The 17,386-nt window shown below is 57.4% G+C and carries 16 protein-coding genes and 4 pseudogenes; 11 read left to right on the top strand and 9 right to left on the bottom strand.

All coding sequences use genetic code 11. From position 1 onward, the window contains the following. Nucleotides 1–274 precede the first annotated feature (274 nt). Nucleotides 275–1,054, bottom strand: coding sequence for a hypothetical protein (locus PuT2_RS15065; RefSeq protein WP_093971818.1), 780 nt, complete (start codon nucleotides 1,052–1,054; stop codon nucleotides 275–277). Nucleotides 1,055–2,730: 1,676 nt separating this feature from the next. On the opposite strand from PuT2_RS15065, the gene PuT2_RS15870 reads away from it, so the two are divergent. Next, on the top strand, nucleotides 2,731–2,877 hold the full coding sequence (locus PuT2_RS15870) for a hypothetical protein (protein WP_158214064.1): 147 nt from the start codon (nucleotides 2,731–2,733) through the stop codon (nucleotides 2,875–2,877). A gap of 200 nt (nucleotides 2,878–3,077) precedes the next feature. Here the strand turns inward: PuT2_RS15870 and PuT2_RS15060 are convergent, their stop codons facing one another. Then, entirely contained in the window at nucleotides 3,078–3,287 is a 210-nt protein-coding gene (locus tag PuT2_RS15060; protein ID WP_093971817.1) for a hypothetical protein, read from the bottom strand. Between the two features lie 359 nt (nucleotides 3,288–3,646). On the opposite strand from PuT2_RS15060, the gene PuT2_RS15055 reads away from it, so the two are divergent. From PuT2_RS15055 to PuT2_RS15045, 3 genes are all read left to right on the top strand, one after another. After that, on the top strand, nucleotides 3,647–4,501 hold the full coding sequence (locus PuT2_RS15055; RefSeq protein WP_254047029.1) for a replication initiation protein: 855 nt from the start codon (nucleotides 3,647–3,649) through the stop codon (nucleotides 4,499–4,501). Between the two features lie 292 nt (nucleotides 4,502–4,793). Next, nucleotides 4,794–5,423 (top strand): ParA family partition ATPase, encoded by a 630-nt coding sequence (gene parA, locus PuT2_RS15050; protein ID WP_093971816.1) that lies wholly within the window; start codon nucleotides 4,794–4,796, stop codon nucleotides 5,421–5,423. 20 nt (nucleotides 5,424–5,443) lie between these two features. Further along, entirely contained in the window at nucleotides 5,444–5,659 is a 216-nt protein-coding gene (locus tag PuT2_RS15045) for a plasmid partition protein ParG (protein ID WP_093971815.1), read from the top strand. Between the two features lie 238 nt (nucleotides 5,660–5,897). On the opposite strand, the pseudogene PuT2_RS16150 reads toward PuT2_RS15045, so the two are convergent. Further along, nucleotides 5,898–6,068, bottom strand: a pseudogene (locus PuT2_RS16150) (MerR family transcriptional regulator); the annotation flags it as partial. Between the two features lie 270 nt (nucleotides 6,069–6,338). On the opposite strand from PuT2_RS16150, the pseudogene PuT2_RS16265 reads away from it, so the two are divergent. Further along, nucleotides 6,339–6,437: pseudogene (locus PuT2_RS16265) on the top strand (hypothetical protein); the annotation flags it as partial. Nucleotides 6,438–6,482: 45 nt separating this feature from the next. Here the strand turns inward: PuT2_RS16265 and PuT2_RS15915 are convergent. Continuing rightward, entirely contained in the window at nucleotides 6,483–6,644 is a 162-nt protein-coding gene (locus PuT2_RS15915) for a hypothetical protein (RefSeq protein ID WP_173862554.1), read from the bottom strand. A 174-nt stretch (nucleotides 6,645–6,818) separates the two neighbouring features. Here PuT2_RS15915 and PuT2_RS15035 point away from each other — a divergent pair, with 174 nt between their 5' ends. Then, a complete protein-coding gene (locus PuT2_RS15035; RefSeq protein ID WP_093971814.1) occupies nucleotides 6,819–9,296 on the top strand; it encodes a heavy metal translocating P-type ATPase in 2,478 nt (825 codons plus the stop codon). Nucleotides 9,297–9,409: 113 nt separating this feature from the next. Here the strand turns inward: PuT2_RS15035 and PuT2_RS15030 are convergent, their stop codons facing one another. After that, nucleotides 9,410–9,994, bottom strand: a complete 585-nt coding sequence (locus tag PuT2_RS15030; RefSeq protein WP_093971813.1) for a recombinase family protein — start codon at nucleotides 9,992–9,994, stop codon at nucleotides 9,410–9,412. A gap of 251 nt (nucleotides 9,995–10,245) precedes the next feature. Here PuT2_RS15030 and PuT2_RS16260 point away from each other — a divergent pair, with 251 nt between their 5' ends. Then, entirely contained in the window at nucleotides 10,246–10,419 is a 174-nt protein-coding gene (locus PuT2_RS16260; protein WP_143516228.1) for a YgiT-type zinc finger protein, read from the top strand. Between the two features lie 17 nt (nucleotides 10,420–10,436). Here PuT2_RS16260 and PuT2_RS15025 read toward each other — a convergent pair whose 3' ends face one another. Then, nucleotides 10,437–10,643: an MbcA/ParS/Xre antitoxin family protein gene (locus tag PuT2_RS15025; protein ID WP_093971812.1), complete on the bottom strand. Its 207-nt coding sequence runs from the start codon at nucleotides 10,641–10,643 to the stop codon at nucleotides 10,437–10,439. Between the two features lie 291 nt (nucleotides 10,644–10,934). Between PuT2_RS15025 and PuT2_RS15020 the strand changes: the two genes are divergently transcribed. Then, nucleotides 10,935–11,774 (top strand): mechanosensitive ion channel family protein, encoded by an 840-nt coding sequence (locus tag PuT2_RS15020; RefSeq protein ID WP_216820827.1) that lies wholly within the window; start codon nucleotides 10,935–10,937, stop codon nucleotides 11,772–11,774. Nucleotides 11,775–11,859: 85 nt separating this feature from the next. Further along, entirely contained in the window at nucleotides 11,860–12,486 is a 627-nt protein-coding gene (folK, locus tag PuT2_RS15015; RefSeq protein WP_065868187.1) for a 2-amino-4-hydroxy-6-hydroxymethyldihydropteridine diphosphokinase, read from the top strand. Between the two features lie 91 nt (nucleotides 12,487–12,577). Here folK and PuT2_RS15010 read toward each other — a convergent pair. Both PuT2_RS15010 and PuT2_RS15005 read right to left on the bottom strand, forming a co-directional pair. After that, nucleotides 12,578–13,138, bottom strand: a pseudogene (locus tag PuT2_RS15010) (transposase). A 49-nt stretch (nucleotides 13,139–13,187) separates the two neighbouring features. After that, nucleotides 13,188–14,117 (bottom strand): SDR family NAD(P)-dependent oxidoreductase, encoded by a 930-nt coding sequence (locus PuT2_RS15005; protein ID WP_016448223.1) that lies wholly within the window; start codon nucleotides 14,115–14,117, stop codon nucleotides 13,188–13,190. 328 nt (nucleotides 14,118–14,445) lie between these two features. Between PuT2_RS15005 and PuT2_RS15000 the strand changes: the two are divergent. Further along, a pseudogene (locus tag PuT2_RS15000) lies at nucleotides 14,446–15,435 on the top strand (IS66 family transposase); the annotation flags it as partial. Between the two features lie 104 nt (nucleotides 15,436–15,539). Next, nucleotides 15,540–16,880 carry a ferric reductase-like transmembrane domain-containing protein gene (locus PuT2_RS14995; RefSeq protein WP_093971809.1) on the top strand — a complete coding sequence of 447 codons (1,341 nt, stop codon included), beginning with the start codon at nucleotides 15,540–15,542 and terminating at the stop codon, nucleotides 16,878–16,880. 66 nt (nucleotides 16,881–16,946) lie between these two features. Here the strand turns inward: PuT2_RS14995 and PuT2_RS14990 are convergent, their stop codons facing one another. After that, a complete protein-coding gene (locus PuT2_RS14990; protein ID WP_093971819.1) occupies nucleotides 16,947–17,330 on the bottom strand; it encodes a cupin domain-containing protein in 384 nt (127 codons plus the stop codon). Nucleotides 17,331–17,386 lie beyond the last annotated feature (56 nt).

Below are 17,386 nucleotides of genomic sequence, written 5' to 3'. Positions count from 1 at the left end.
GAAAGTCGCGCGGATACTGCCCACCACGGCCCGGCTGATAGTCGAAGACGATGATCGGTTTTCCTCACTTTAGTTATTACCATCCGCAAACAAAAAAAGGTGTCGAGGATTGGCTAAAGGCTAACCGCTAACAGTATAGGTGACGAAAAACCCCTCCATTAGTTGAGCTACTAAGAAGCCCTGATGTCCTTACATGCTCAACTAAGCTAGTTTAGTTACTTAACTAACAGGGCCAGTTTGCGCTCTAGTTGAGCATATAAGGGGGCTTAGTTGCTCAACTAAGCCCCCTTTGCTTTGTTTGGCACGATTGCCCAGCGGTTGAGTCGAGGGGCAAAGCATCAGTCATCATCTCGGCATCACCATCACGAGCCGACCGTTTACTTCCCGGATCCACCATCACTTTGCCCGGGCCTTTGGCCAGCATCCGCACATAAGGTAAATAGGTGGGCGTGGGCGGCAAGACATCAGTGCTCGGACGCAGCCGCTTCCATTCGCGTTTGAGCAACGTGTAAAGATTGCCCACTTGGCGCCGTGCCAGGCGAAAGCCTGGCACTTTGGCCAGGTCAGCAATCAACCGCTCAACGTCTTGGGGTTTACGCCGCTCGGGCGGCAATGCACACACGGTACGAATACGCTTTTCCCAATACTGATAAGTGGGCTTGGCCATTCGCCAGGACCACTTGATCCCATCGTGGATGAGCTCATACCCATCCAGTTGGATACGTCGATTGGTGTTGGTAACGGCCACGAGCTTTTCAAATTGCTCGATGCGTCCTACCCCATCGGAGACCATCAAGATGATCCAGTAGCGGGGCTGTTCGCTGCGTTCGGGGCGTTCGTAGCAGTGGGCAGTCGTAGTCGCTTCTCCGGCCTGACGCCGGCGGGTTTTGGTGCTTTTTGTCAGTTCAGTGTCATACACCAGGGCGAATTTCTTCAGAAGCTTTTCAGCCTGTTCGCGGGTCTCGGATTCAACCACAACATAACGTGTCGCAGCCCCTTTGACGACGGCTTGCTGCAGCCGCTGCATCAGGTAAATCTTCCGATTCGTGATCATTTTATGCAACCTAATAAAGGGACTTAATTGTATTAAGAAGGTTTAGAGTAAATCAAAAAAGAACATTAGTGCTACGCAATAAATAAAGATTCCAGCTTTTAGCGATTTTCGCGGCATAATCGAGGTAGACATCTGCTAGATCTCGGGTGCCGCCAACCCCGACACACACCTTTGTTGTGCTGTGCTCGGGACGCCAACCCGAGCACAGCACACAGTCGCCAGCCTCCATGGTCGCCAACCATTGGGGGTAAGTAACCGCCGTAGCCGGATGCCTCTAACAGGGCTCGTCCGGTTGCGAAGGGCGCTGACCGGGGGAACCCCGGCGTCGACCCAATCCAGGCCTTTTTGCAAAAAGGCTAAGGTTGGGCGACCAGGAAACGGGCTCAGGAAGGAAATGACCTGATGTCCCTGGCAGTTTAGGAAAGCCGGTACTCAGTCCGGCCCATGGGGCGTATCGAAAGAGCGCGACATGTGCGACACACGAGGGTGAGGGGGTACGGTGACGTACTCAGGTGCATAGGGGAAATCAACAATGCGCTGGCACCTCGGGAAACCGGGGGTCTTCGGACAGCTTAACCGTGTAACGGCACCTTAGCGAAAACGCGATGGTGCTATGTCGAGCAGTACAAAGGCAGTGCCTCACCGCAGGTGGGGTAAGCAAGAAGTGATGATGCTAGCAACCAGTAACCGATCAGTTTTGGAATCTTGTGACGGTGAAACCCTTGGGCAACCAGGGGGTAGGGTCTTAGACCTAGGGACATGTTGTGAAGCGGAGCTTGCTGTCGTTGGACTGTGCAGTACTGACTGTCTAACTGGGGAAGGTCTTGTCTGCTTGTGGGGTGTGGCAACCCCGCGTAGGCACAGGCAAGACTGGGAGCGAACTGAGTAGCCACAGGATCAAAAATCCGAGTGGGAGCCACCATGCCAACTTGCTTCTGGTGTGAATGGTCGAAAGGTTCAGGCGGTGAAATGGTGATGCTGCACCCTTAGCGGGTGCAGCAGTGTGTTGTTGTCAATTTTTGGCCTTGGCCGGCCAGTTTCTAGCGGAGGAAATTTCGGAGCACCACCAGGGCGTTGGCGCGCCCTGGCAATGGACTCTACCAAAGATATTTTGAAGTTGTTTTAGGAAATACCCATCAAACCACCATGTGTGGCCTGGGTGAAGTGCTCCGTATGTCCACGGGCATGCGAAAAATGCAGACTGGCGCCTAGCAAAGGTCTGCGCGGCAGCATTGTCTGTCAACGGTCGTTTAGACCAGCCAAAGTCCTCTTTTTGAGGCACCCAAAACCCTCGGGTTTTGAACCCCCTCGACCTTTTTGGTCTTGGGGGTTTTTTCTTGGGTAGCCACCTTTGAACATGACCATCCAATCACTCGGTACATTCACCATGGTCGCCAAACCATGAGTCATCAGGACAAGAGCCGGCTGGAAAAGCACCCAGCCTAAGGCGCATTAGCGCTTAAATGGCTTAAAACGACTTGCCCAGCCTCTACGAGGCTGGGCACCTACATCAAGAAGCCAAACCTGCCATTTTCAACTTCCAGCCATCCTTCCATACCCAGCCAACACCCTTTATGATGACAACCAGGCGCCGCAAACGGCGCCTGGTGCGCAACGCACCGCTAGTTGACCCTACTTCATCACCCAAACAAAAGAAAAGCCACAGGAGGCCGCAAATGAACTGGAATCTGGTATTGGTCTTGGGGTGCTTGCTGGCCTTTTTTGGTTTGATGGGCTTTGGCAGCGCCAGGCAGCATTTCAAAGAAAAAAAATTGAAGCAAGAGCGCACGAACGCCATAATTCGCGACCTGGTGGCCAAATAAACGAGCGTCATCGATAGCTACTGCGCGTGACCGTATGACGCTGCGAGTTTGACGCCAGCCTAGGCAAGCCGCTGTCCACTGCTAAACCTGCTTTTTAGGGCCTATGACGACCTAAAGTGCTAGTCGCGGGTAGCGCAGTAGCTTGGGATCGATTTCAGGGGCCTGCTTTTCCCCGCCCGAAGGGTGGGGACTCACGTTCTTTACCTACGGATGAGCTGAGTTACCTCATTGCTCAAATTTTGAGCCAACCATAAGACGTTTTCTTGCTCTGAGACGTCGCGTTCAGCGAATGAAGCGAAACCTGGCCCTGTAATGGTGCTTAGTAGCGCTTGTAGTTGAACAGCCTTTTCGCTCAGGTGATCGTATTGATCTAGGCTGATGCTGAATTTCAGTTTCTTGCTTTTTTTCATCTATGTCTCCAAGGCTAGTTGTGGCTCTACTTTACCTTCTCTCTTTGGTGTCGTGCCGATCTGCCTAGGTTAAAAATGTCCTTCCTGTAGTTTTCGGTGTGAATTTTGGTTTTTAAATAGTTTTTAATTTGTTTTTAAAGTTCTTAGACCCTCGAAACCCTTGTCAGCAAAGGCTTTGCAAGGGTTAATCCGTCTTTTTCCGGGTTTAATCCGTCTTTTTCCGGGTTTAATCCGTCTTTTTCCGGGTTTGTCCGTCTTTTTTCGTGCGTTATCCACATTCCGTCAAAAAAAAATATTGACGGAAAAAACCAATTCCGTCAATATTTAAAAACAACGGAAAATCCCGGAGACTGACGGAATTGAAAAATGAACTTAGCCCCACTCTTACAAAAGAAAAAGAACAAGATGCACAAAGAGCCCTTGCTAAACAGAACCATCAAGCACTACAGAAGGTTCAAAACTATGACGCCCTCAACCTAGAGCGTGATCCAGGCTCACGCTGGGTAAACATGTCCAATGCACTAGCTCAGGCAGGCCATGGTTTAACGCTGGCTGAGAAACGCCTGATGATGATGGGGGTCTCAAAACTAGATAGCCGAAGAGCCTTGTCACCCCTTCAGACCCTGAAAACAAAAATTACAGCAGCAGAGTACGCAGAAGAAAACGAGGTCGACATCAACACCGCCTACGATCAGCTACAAAGCGCCGCAAAAAGCCTATACGAACGCTCCATTACGTTCTTTGAACCCCAAGTAAAGGGACGCAACGCTGATCCGCGAGCTATCAAAGTACAGATGCGCTGGGTTGGGTCTGTTCATTATCACAAGGGTGAAGGCTGGATAGAGTTAAGTTGGTGGCATGAGTTATTACCCCACCTGACATTCCTCAGGGCTAGGTATACGAAGTACCAGCTCCAGCAAGGGAGCGCGCTACGTTCAGTTTATAGCTGGAGACTCTTAGAGCTACTTTTAAAGTTCGAAAAAACTGGGTGGGCCGAATACAGCATCGATGCTTTTTGCGTAGCAATGGACGCAACAGAAAAACAGCGAAAGGACTTCAACAACATCCGGAGGCGCATGATCGAGCCTGCAATTGAAGAGCTCCAAAGTAAAAATGGCTGGCTTATCCAATGGAAGCCACTTAAGAAAGGGAGGAAAGTCACAGCCTTACGTTTTGACTTTAAGCTAGACCCACAAGGTCGACTGGACGTATGAACGTATAGTGTGCAACATACTATATTCCGTCATTTTTCGGGTTGAATAGCATGCCGGCTAAACCAATGCTGGAAAGATACCGAAAAATAGAAATTTCTCATATAAAACAAAAGAACAGACGGAGCAAAGAAAGTATGCAACATACTTTATTCCGTCATTTTTCGGGTCAACAATACAGAGGGTTTCTCTCCTTCTAAGACCAAGCGCCTCGCGGCCAAGAAAACGCTTTACCTATTGAGGCAATGAGATTAAACTCTAATGAGTAAAAACACATTAACTCAAAGGATGCAGTATGCATGTCATTGCCGTTCTTAATCAAAAGGGAGGATCAGGTAAAACAACCATAGCTACGCATCTAGCAAGGGCTCTACAGCTAGACGGTAAGGATGTTTTGCTGATCGACTCTGACCCGCAAGGAAGTGCCCGAGACTGGGCCGCTGTGAAGGAAGATAATCCTCTAACCGTTGTAGGCATCGACCGACCAACCATTGACAGGGACCTGAAGGCAATAGGTCGAAAAGATTTCGTAGTAATCGATGGTGCCCCGCAAGCTGCAGATTTAGCAGTTTCAGCGATCAAAGCAGCCTCATTCATTCTGATTCCTGTACAGCCTTCTCCATACGATATCTGGGCAACAGCGGATCTTGTCGATCTGGTCAAGCAACGTATCGAAGTAACTGACGGAAAGCTGCAGGCGGCCTTTGTTGTGTCTAGAGCCATTAAAGGAACTCGGATCGGCACAGAAGTAACCGAAGCATTGAACGGATACGGTCTTCCCGTACTGGACTCTCGCATTACGCAACGGGTGCTCTACCCGGGAACGGCCGCTGCCGGAACAACAGTCATGGACTATGAGACTGGTGGTGATGCCGCACGAGAAATTCGCTCTCTTATGGCAGAAATCACACAAAAACTCATTTGAATATATGAGGAAATAAGTTTATGAGTATAAAAAATACGCTTAGTGCTGGCCGACCTAGTGCCAAGACAAACAAGCTCGCGACCCTTGCCAGCCTCGCAGACAAGACATCAACTAAACGCGTAAATTTCGACTTGAGCACCGAACAACATACCAAGCTAAAAGTCTATGCTGCCAAACAGGGCAAAACCGTTAAGGAGTTACTGACCGATTTCGTTCAGGGCCTTCCATCAGAATAAAACAAAACTCATTTACTCATACGCTTAGGTGAGTTAAATGTTGTATAGAATCAATGCTAATTCAGGCTTTTGAAGCGGTCTAAAAGTAAACGGATGAATCACACCAAGAGTCGCGTAGGCTGTTTGGTTAAAGTAAAACAGGTTCCTAACGGGTGCAGCCCATCGCCAGCCCTCACGCACGAATGAGGGGTCAGCTCACGAAACGGAAAAAATCGTACTCTAAGGGGAGGAAGCGCCCTTAGCAGCAGTGCAAGGCCGCGATCAACGGGCAGGAAACATTGCCGTGGTGCGCGTTGCACTCGCTCACCAGCTTCGACAGCGCCTCTTCTATCCGCGTGAGGTTCGCCATGCGTGCGCGCACATCGGCCAACCGGTGGGCCGCCAGCTCGGCTGCCTCGCTGTAATGGGTGTCCTACTGGCTTCAGCCGACCGACTACGAGCACGAGACGTTCAAGGAAGCGTGGGAGCGGATCGGTCACGGCGCGTAGCCAGAAAGAAAGCCGCCTCGCAGAGCGAGGCGGTGAAAGGCTGCGGGCTGTCAGGGAGGAAAACGCCGCTACAAGGCAGTCTCCTTAATTATCAGCGCGTAGGGCAGGGCATCAGAACTCGTACTTCTCTTTGCGCTGGATCCCCCAGTGTCAGCATAGTTGTCGCATTCTTTTGAAAGCGATTTTTATCGATGAGTCCCTACAGCCTTGCCGTAAAACAAGAAGCCGTGCGCAAGACATTGCGCCGTGAAAGCGGTCGCACCATTGCCCAGATGGCTGACGAGCTGAATGTCCCGTACCATAGCCTTCGTAAATGGTTACAGGATTTCAGAGTGTCAGAACCGACAGCGCCACAGCCGCCCGAAAAACGGGCCCAGATCGAGCCCGTCGATCACTTCAACAATAAACCGGGCAAGGTGGCCTTCGGGCAGCCAGTCATCGACCGAAGGGGGCAGCAAATAGCCGGTCTGGCGGTCAACGGGACGAAAACGACTCATGGTGTCAGAGGGGTTCGTTGTGGGAGACGGTATTGTCGCATTGTAGGGGGTAAGACCGACAGGCTGCTAGAATCAGTGTTTTATTTGACGCAGCACCGGACAACATAGTCAAAATTTGGGCCTTCACAATACATCAAGGAAACCAAATGGCGTTTCATACTTCCCATCATCGACATGGCCAATAAATTACGTCTAGATATTCCGCTGATTCTGCCCCAAATCGCCGACGCGCAGGATGTCATCGTTCAGCGCCTGATTGACGATTTACGAGGCCGTCAAGGTATCGACACAGTACATGTAGAGGCTGCTCAAGACGATACGCCGGCACAACTTTGCATTCATCACAATCCTGAAGTGCTCCCACTGTCTCGCGTCCGCGAAATTGTCAACGCCGCAGGGGCGCAGATCACTGATCGCTTCGGGCATATACTGTGGCAGACTGAGGGCATCAACCATGCGCGCCGCGCCAGAACAGTGACGGACATCCTGCTAAGGCTGCCAGGCGTGCTTGATGCCGAAGCCAGTGCGACAGGACAGGTGCACGTGGACTATGACCGCCGAATCGGCAATGAGCAATCTATTGCCCAAGCACTTTCCGATCTCGGCGTTCAGCCACGTCAGGACTCGGTTATGCCACAACATGCCGCGCACGGAGAAACCGATCATCGTCACGAACCTGGCCAGAAAGATGATCGTATCCATGAGCATGAACATCGAGGCGTGTTCGGCGCCAACACCGAGCTAATCTTCGCACTGACCTGCGGCGTGCTTCTTGGTATTGGTGTGGCCATCGAGAAGCTCATTGCGAGCACTCCTGACTGGCTGCCCATGACGGGCTACATCCTGTCCTATTTCTTCGGTGCGTTCTACACCCTGCGCGAAGCGATCGATAATCTCAAGCTCAAGCGCTTCGAAATCGACATGTTGATGTTGGTTGCCGCTGTCGGCGCCGCAACGCTAGGCGCTTGGGCCGAGGGCGCACTCTTGCTATTCCTATTTAGCCTGGGACATGCATTGGAGCATTACGCGATGGGACGCGCTAAACGCGCCATCCAGGCGTTGGCCGAACTGGCGCCAGACACGGCGACTGTCCGACTTAATGGCCAAACCAAAGAGGTATCCGTCGACAAATTAACTATTGGCGACATCGTGCTGGTAAAACCCAACCAACGTTTGCCAGCCGATGGCTTCGTCGTGCATGGCACATCTGCCATTGATCAGGCCCCGATCACAGGTGAGAGCATTCCTCTAGACAAACGTCCGGTCGATGATGCTAAGCAGGCGCGTACACGGCCCGCCAGCGTGAACGCCGCTTCACGAGTCTTCGCAGGCACTATCAATGGCGAAGGCGCTCTCGAAATCGAGGTCACTCGCCTTTCCAGCGAATCCACGCTGGCGCGGGTTGTCAAGATGGTGAATGAAGCCGAAACACGCAAATCACCTACGCAACGCTTTACCGACAGATTCGAACGCGTTTTCGTGCCTGTCGTGCTAGGCTTAGCGGTCATTCTGTTGTTCGCATGGGTAGTAATCGACGAACCATTCCGTGACAGCTTCTACCGCTCTATGGCGGTGCTAGTGGCGGCTAGCCCTTGCGCGTTGGCGATCGCCACGCCCAGCGCAGTGCTATCGGGCATCGCGCGAGCAGCACGTGGTGGTGTTTTGATTAAAGGCGGTGCGCCATTAGAGGAACTAGGCTCGCTCGATGCAATGGCTTTTGACAAAACCGGCACACTAACCGAAGGTCGGCCTCGTATCACCGATGTGATAGCAGTAGATGGAGTAAGTGAGGAAGAGTTGCTCTCCGTAGCCGTGGCCGTCGAGTCGCTTAGCGACCACCCCCTAGCTGCCGCGATCGCTCGTGATGGCAGTGAACGCCTGCACGGGAAACAAGTACCCAAAGCAGATAGCCTGAAAAATCTCATCGGCCGCGGCGTCACTGCCACCCTGGATGGAGCGCCTGTCTGGATAGGCAAGTTCGAGATGTTCGGCATAGATGGTGTTCCGCCCCTGGGTACTGCAACTCGAGCAGCAATTGAGCATCTGCGCGAGAGCGGGTGCACCACCATGGTCGTACGGCGTGGCGACCGCGACCTCGGCGCCATCGGTTTGCTGGATACTCCACGTGCAGATGCCAACGAAGCCCTGCAGCAACTGCGTGGACTCGGCATTAGGCGCATGATTATGATTTCAGGCGATCACCAGAAAGTCGCGGAGGCTGTCGCGGGCCAGGTAGGAATTGACGAAGCTTGGGGTGACTTAATGCCTGAGGACAAGGTCGAAGCGATTCGCAAGCTCCGGCAGGAAATGAAAGTGGCTATGGTCGGCGACGGAGTGAACGATGCTCCGGCAATGGCCAATGCAACTGTGGGCATCGCGATGGGTGCAGCCGGCTCGGATGTTGCGTTGGAAACCGCCGATGTAGCCCTGATGGCAGATGATCTGCGACACCTACCGTTCGCCGTAGGCCTGAGCCGGCATACCCGTTCAGTGATCCGCCAAAATGTTTATGTCAGTCTGGGTATTGTGGCCGTTCTCGTACCTGCAACTATTTTTGGACTCGGCATTGGCCCTGCCGTAGCCATACACGAAGGATCCACGCTGCTCGTGGTTTTCAATGCGCTGCGCTTACTCGCTTATCGTGAGGCGTGAAGAAAAGAGCAAGACGAAGTTGTAATGGGTCCTCGTTGACCCACTGCTTGCGGCGGCGATTGATGAGGTCGTAGCCCTTCTTGGTATTGGTGTCCATTGTTGTCCTTCTGTTTTCAGTTCTGCCGCTTCGGCTCGGGCCGCCCAATAGGAGCTACCTTGTAAATTGTGGTTCGCGAGACACCGTACAGCTCGGCGATTCGACCGATGGGGAGCTTCTGCGCGTCCACCATCTCGTTGATCTCTTTGATCTGGGCCTCGGTGAGCTTTGGCTTCCTCCCGCCGGCGCGGCCTCTGGCTCGGGCTGCGGCAAGGCCGGCGCGGGTGCGCTCGCGGATCAGGTCACGCTCCATCTCGGCGAACATGCCGAACATCGCGTACATGGCCTTGCCCATCGTCGAGTCGTCGAACACGACTCGCGGCTGCAACAGCTCGATGTACACACCAGCAGCACGCAACCTGTCGGCGATCTGCACAAGGTCGGAGAGAGAACGTCCCAGCCGGTCGAGCTTCCAGACCACCAAGGTGTCGCCACGCCGCAAGCGCCGTAGGCACTCGGCGAGCTGAGGCCGGTCAGCGCTCTTGCCGCTGGCCGTTTCCTCGTACACGTCGTCGCACCCAGCTTGCCTGAGAGCATCCCTCTGCAAGTCCGGGTTCTGATCGCTTGTCGAGACGCGCGCGTATCCGATGCGATGCTGCATTGGCCGTCCCCACCCTCAAGGCACAAAAAATGTCCAGCAAAGGTATGTTTGCTGGACGTTGATAAGTTGACGGAAATTTTAACAACCCGGAAGCACTTTGGACAGGCAAAACCGCCTCTTGCGGCAACTGTCCAACAAACCACCGTTTTATGGACAGCATCAGGTGTGTAAGCACGCTTGCTAAAGCCCTTTCCTTCGAGCAAAGACGCCTGAGACAAGGAACATGAAGTGCCCCACCTGCGGCAAGGCCGATCCTAATTCACGACACCCGAGACCTTAACCTCAACAAAAATGGCAAAAGCATTGTTGTGAAGAACGCGACAGGTTGCTTTTGCAACGCCTGTGGCGAAGCGATCTCAGTATGTACCGGAGTCAGACCGCGTGTGCGCCACATGCCACCGTGCACCGAGCAGCGTTACCTCTAATCTGTGGCTTTCGTAGGCTAAAAATAGCCCTCTTGAAGCGCAATCAACAGCTGCTCCACCTGTTGCAGCCCCTCAGTAGTTTCCGACATCTGCTGTGGCGACCGCCCGCCAAAACGTTCTTTGGGTGTAGTGAACCACCGCGTGGTTTTTTGTTCATTTCCGAAAATTTGCCTAGCGATCTCTTTCACGCGGCGTTGCTCTTCCAAAAGAGCTGTCGTGCTCATTTTGCGAGCTCCCTCAACTCAGCTAGCACCGGCCTCAGTTTCAGCCACCGAAGCAAAAATCACCACATTATGGAAAAAATCTCCAGGTCCAATCGATCAACCTTCGGACTCCGTACGGTGGCGAGATACGTCAGAGATTTGGGGCGCCGCCCCACCAAGGCCAGCCAATCGTTCGGCAGACTTTATACGTACAGCTCTTTCTTCCATGAAATCATCGGTGACGTTTGGTTTAGAAGTAAAGAAGCTATCCCATGTATTTTCAATGGGTACCTGCAGGTCGCCAAGATCATCATGTTCGTGCTGGTCGCGATCTCGATCGTGGCCACCCTGGTCGGTGCCCAGTTCCTGCACATCCTCACCGGCCTGGGCGCGATGACCGCGGTGCTGATGCTGATCTTCCAGGACACGATCCTCTCGCTGGTGGCCAGCGTGCAGATCAGCAACGACGGCCGCGTGCGCATCGGCGACTGGATCGAGATGCCCAGCCAGAACGCGGACGGCGACGTGATCGACATCGCCCTGCACACCATCACCGTGCAGAACTGGGACAAGACCATCACCACGGTCCCGACCAAGAAGCTGATCAGCGATTCGTTCAAGAACTGGCGCGGCATGAGCGAGTCGGGCGGTCGCCGGATCAAGCGTGCGATCTACCTCGACCAGCATTCGGTGCGCTTCCTCGAGGCGGGCGAGGTGTCGCGCTTGCACCGCTTCGCCCTGATCGACGGCTACCTCGGCGAGAAGCAGCGCGAACTGGGCGAATGGAACGCACGCCCGGAAGTGCGCGGCGCGGAGGCGGTGAACCAGCGCCGGGTCACCAACCTCGGCACCTTCCGCGCCTACGTCGAGCAGTACCTGCGCCACCATCCGAAGATCCACCAGGACATGACCCTGCTGGTGCGGCAGCTGCAGCCGACCTCCGAGGGCCTGCCGCTGGAGATCTACTGCTTCACCAACGACGTGCGCTGGGCGTTCTACGAGGGCATCCAGTCCGACATCTTCGACCACCTGCTGGCGATCCTGCCGGAGTTCGGGCTGAAGGTGTTCCAGGGCAGCAGCGACGCGCCGCTGGACGTGAACCTGCGGCGCGTGGATGCGCCGTCGCATCCGGCCGGGCCGGGCGAGGGCTGACGCACCGCCGCCGCACGCGCCGGCGCGTGGCGCTCGCGCCTTCCCCGTCCGATGCGCGATCATGCGCGCTCCCCCGGAGCGCGCCATGCCCACCGCCTACCTGAGTCTCGGCAGCAATCTCGACCCGGTGCGCTTCCTGCGCGAAGGCATCGCCGCCCTGCGCGCGCGCTTCGACGACGTCGCCGTATCCGCGGCGTACCGCTTTCCCGCGGTCGGCTACGACGGCCCGGACTTCATCAACGCGGCCGCCGCGATCCGCACCGAACTGTCGCCCGAGGCGCTCAACGCCTGGCTGCATGCACTCGAGGACGCGCACGGCCGCGACCGCAGCGGCCCGCGCTACAGCGACCGCACGCTCGATATCGACATCGTGCTGTATGACGACCTCGTCGCCGAAGGCGTTGGCAACCTGCGCATCCCGCGCGACGAACTGCGCCACGCCTTCGTGCTCAAGCCGCTGGCGCAGATCGCGCCCGGCGCGGTGCATCCGCTGGAACGACGCACGATCGCCGAACTGTGGCAGGCGCACCCCGACCACGACGTGGCGTTCGACGAAGTCGCGTATAGGAAGTTCAAACGCCCTTTTCGGGCAGTCTGCTGGGTAGGCGGCGGTCGCGCAAGCCCCGTTTTGGGCACGGATCGGACGTCTGTGAGTGGGATTTCGGCATCGCGGGGCCACGCAGCGGCGTTGTCAGCAGCCATGCTTCGCTGATTCCCGACAGCGGGCCGAGCGCCGCCCTGCGGATCGTGGCCGCATCGGCTCGGATTCCGGTTTCGCCGTCGGCTGTGCAGCCGGCAGATCGTCACGCGGCTTGCACTGGCGGTGCGCGCGCTGCGGGCCTGTAGTGCGCTTCTTCCCGCGCGCCCTGCTTCACAAAGTGGCCAAGGATGGCGCGGATGGCGGCAGGTTCCTCGATGCTGGCGACGATCCGCACGGTGCCACCGCAGTGGACGCAGGCGGTGACGTCGATGGAAAAGACCCGCTTGAGGCGTTGCGCCCAGCTCATCGAACGGCGCTTCTCCTCGGGGCTGCGCGGCGCGTCGTTCGCGCTTGCGTCCGCCGGCTCCACAGCGGCGTCATGCCGCCTGCCGCGCCCCGATGGCGTCAACTGTGCGCGCAGGGCGGCGTTCGGGGCAAACACCCCGTGGAAGCGGGTCAGGTGGGCGCGCGGTGGCGGGACCAGCGCCGCCAGCTTGGCGATGAAATCCACCGGATCCCATTACACATGCGTGGTGCCATTGCGCCACGGCGTCTTGAGCTGATACCGCACCCTACCCTGCGGTGAGATCGACAGCCGCTGCTCGCTGATCGCCGGGCGCGTGATGTAGCGGCAGCAACGGGGCGCCAAAGCGCCCCGTTTCACATTTGCCCCTCCACACAATGGGAGAAGCTCACTAACTATCCGCCGATGCTCAGCATGCGGTATACCCGCCGTCGACAACCAGTTTCTGACCGGTCATAAAGGAAGACTCGTCGGACATCAGGAACACCGCCGGCTTGGCGATTTCGGCCGGAACACCCATACGGCCACCAAATTTCCCACGCGGGACAATATCTGCATCCTTCACCGGATCGTTGCACAATGGGTGCAGCGCCGCCAGCTGGGTGAAGTCAAAGGCATCCGTTTCCAAGGATTTCTCATGCGACAACTTCTCTTTGTCAGTCGTGACAGCGGCCTGGAATAGCGGCGTCATAATATATCCCGGATTCACGGTGTTCACTCGGATTCCGTATTCCGCGAACTGCAGCGCGAGGGCCTTCGACAGGCCGACAACGCCGTGTTTCCCCATCGTATACTGGACCAGATTGAAGCGTTCAATCAGCACCTCGCCCGTCTCCGTGTTCACCACCTTCGGGCGACCGGCGACGCCGTGGATGCTCGATACCAGCACGATCGAGCCCTTGGTCCCGTGCTTCATCATCAGCCGCGAGCCGTAGAGCGCGGTATTGAACACTCCGTCCTCGTTGACGCTCTGGATGAATTTTTTCGACTTCAGAACCTCCTCGGGATCCTTATCGAAATCCTCAGCCGTCGCCACGCCGGCATTGGCCATGATGGCATCCACCCGACCATAGGTCTTCTCAGTGATCTCGAAAAGTTTCTCAACATCCTTCGGATCAGTCACGTCGGTATGCACATAGAGCGCATGCCCCTCACCATATTCCTCGTTCAGGCTCTTGGCGAATGCCTCGCCCTGCTCATCGTTGATGTCGGAAATGACAACCCCATCGGCCCCTTCGGCCAAGGCTTCGCGAACCGTTGCCGAGCCAATGGAATCGAACCCGGGGATGACCGAAACCGACCCCGTCACTACGACAATCTTGCCAGCTAGCTTACCCATCTCGAATACTCCTTTGGTTGAGATATTAGTGAATACATGCTGCGGTAGGGCCACCTTGGGGTATAGGAAGTTCAACCGCCCTTTTTGGCGAGTCTAGCGGGTAGGCGGCGGTCGCGCAAGCGCCGCTTTGGGCACAGATCGGGCACAGATCGGGGGTTCATGCGTGGGTTTTCGACATCGCGGGGCCATGCAGCGTCTCGGGGCGGGCGCGCCAGCACATTGGCGGGTATGACGTTGCGGCAACGAGGCGCGTTCCAAGGGTGCGCAAAGCGGGCTGAAATGCTTATGCATAAAGGGTTTTCGCCTGTTTTGCGGGTATAATTCCGGCATGGATATCGCCGTCGAAATCGCCGCGTTCGACCTGCCGCCCGCACTGACCGGGCGGCTCGAACTGTGGGTCGCGCAGACGCGCGAGCAGGCCCAGCGAGCGAGCGAGGAAGCGGCCCGCGCCACCGAACGGGCCACCCGCCTGGCGGCCGATCTGAAGGCCAGCGAGGCGAAGTGCGAAGCGCTCGTGCATGAGTTGGCGCGCCTGAAGCGGCTGCGCTTTGGCGCCAGTAGCGAAATCCTCTCGGCCCACGTGCGCGATCTGTTCGACGAGACACTGGCCGCCGATATTGCCGCCTGCGAATCCCGTCTCGAAGCCTTGCGCGAACGCGAGGCTGAGGACGCGCACAAGCCACTGCCCGCACCCAGTCGCAGCAAGCGCAACGGGCGCGCGCCCCTGCCGGCGCAGCTCGAGCGCATCGAACACCGCCACGAGCCCGACTCGTGCACCTGCGGCCAATGCGGCACCGCGCTGGTCAAGATCGGCGAGGACATCCGCGAGCAACTGGAAATCATCCCGGCGCGCTTCATCGTGCACCGTCACATCCGCCCGCAGTATGCCTGCCGCGGCTGCGAGACGATTCACGCCGCGCCGGTGCCGGGGGCGATCATCGACGGGGGGCTGCCCACCGCGCGCCTGCTCGCCTGGGTCGGTATTTCCAAGTACGTCGATCACCTGCCGCTCTACCGGCTCGAAGCGATCGCCGCACGCGAGCAAGTGCCGCTGCCGCGCTCGACGCTGGCCGACTGGATCGGACGCATCGGCGTGGCGCTCGAACCGTTGCTCGATCGGCTGAAGATGTGGCTGCTCGAAGACGAGGTGCTGCATGCGGACGAGACGCCGGTGCGGCAACTCGATCCAGGCACGGGCAAGACGCGCAAGGCCTACCTGTGGGCCTACCGCAACAACGCCTTGGGTGATCGGCCGCCGATCATCGTCTTCGACTATCAGCCGGGCCGTGGTGGGCAGTATCCGCGCGACTTTCTCAGGGAAGTGGGGCCGTCGGACGCTTACAATACTTCCACTGGATCGCCTGTTGGCGTGGCGATCCGCAGCGGCGAATCTGACGCTGGCTTTAACCGAATGGAGTGGACATGAAGCATATCCAGTTTGCGTACGCGGGACTCCTGCTGTTCCTAAGCCTGCTGTGGTGGCTGGCCGACCCGCTGCTGCCGAACGGATACGAATACTTCGCCCTGCGTACCGTGGCGATCAACTACACCGGGGTCATCGGCATCGGCGTGATGAGCGTGGGCATGATCCTGGCGCTGCGCCCCGTGCGGATCGAGCCCCTGCTCGACGGGTTGGACAAGACCTATCGCCTGCACAAGTGGCTGGGCATCACCGGTCTTGTCTTCGCCGTCGTTCACTGGCTGTGGGCGCAGGGCACCAAATGGGCGGTCGGCTGGGGCTGGCTGGTCAAGCCGGAACGCGGGCCGAGACCTGCGCTCACCGACCCGGTGGAGATCTTCTTTCGCGCACAGCGCGGCCTGGCGGAATCGGTCGGCGAGTGGGCCTTCTATGCAGCCGTGGCGTTGATCGTGATCGCGCTCGTCAAGCGTTTCCCCTACCGGCTCTTCTTCAAGACCCACCGCCTGCTGGCGCTGGCCTATCTTGCGCTCGTGTTCCACTCGGTGGTGTTGACGCCCTTTGGCTACTGGACCCAGCCGATGGGCGTCGTGCTCGCACTTCTGATGGCCGGGGGCAGCGTTGCCGCCGTGGTGTCGCTGACGGGGCGCGTCGGTCATCGGCGCAAGGCGGTCGGCGAGATCGAGGAACTGGTGAACTTTGCCGACAACCGGGTGCTCAAGGTGGCGATCCGGTTCAAGGACCGCTGGCCTGGGCACGAGGCGGGGCAGTTCGCCTTCGTGACCTTCTCGACGGACGAAGGGGCGCACCCCTTCACCATCTCGTCGGGCTGGCAGGGTGACGGCCGTCTGTTCTTCCTGATCAAGGGCATCGGCGACTACACCGCCCGCTTGCCCGAGCTGCTGCGGGTCGGCGACCTCGTGACGGTTGAGGGGCCCTATGGCCGCTTCGACTTCGCCAACGCCGGCGCCAGCGGCAAACCCCGGCAGATCTGGGTGGGCGGCGGCATCGGCATCACGCCCTTCATCGCCCGCATGAAGGCACTGGCGGTGGCGCCCGACGGGCGCGAGGTCGATCTCTTCTACAGCACCGCCGAACCCGACGACGCGTTCATCGAGCGGCTGCAGCGCACCGCGCAGGCAGCGGGCGTGAAGCTGCATGTACTGGTCAGCGCGCGCGACGGCCGCCTCGACGTGGCGCGCATCTGCGACACGGTGCCGGGCTGGGCCGAGGCGGACGTCTGGTTCTGCGGGCCCGGGGGTTTCGGCCAGGCCCTGCGCGAAGGCTTCGTCGCCAAGGGGCTGGCGGCGAAAGACTTCCATCAGGAACTGTTCGACATGCGCTGAAGGCCAACCCCGGTAGCGCACGTCGTGACCGCAGCACGGCAGTCTGCGCGGCCTTCGCAGCGCTACCTACTGGGCAACATAAGGCTGTATCTGGTCTTGCTCTGCTGGATGATTGCGCGCGACCACAGCACGGGCCGCTTCCGTGGTGCTCAGATTGATCGCTTCGTGGGGAACCCCTGGCGGGATGAACAGAAACTCCCCTGCCTCGCTGATCACCTCATTCTCCAGCTTCGCGCCCCAGCGCGTCAGAACCTTTCCTTCCAGCACATAGATTCCGGTTTCGTAGCCGACATGGTAGTGCGGCTCTGACTTTGCCCCAGGCGGGATCGTCACCAGATGCATGCTCATTCCGCTTGCTCCGACCGTCTCGCCCGAAATACCCACGAAATAAGGGAGTCGCTGACGCGTCAGGATTTCACGATCTGGCCGGATCGCTCGTACTTCCTGCATATCGAACTCCTCCTTGACCGGCGGCTTGTAGAGCCGTAAGCGTCCGACGGCCCCAC

It is taken from the genome of Pusillimonas sp. T2 (assembly GCF_002236805.1).
In the GTDB taxonomy this organism is placed as follows: Bacteria; Pseudomonadota; Gammaproteobacteria; order Burkholderiales; family Burkholderiaceae_B; genus Neopusillimonas.
This window is presented reverse-complemented; position numbering and strand designations above follow the sequence as displayed.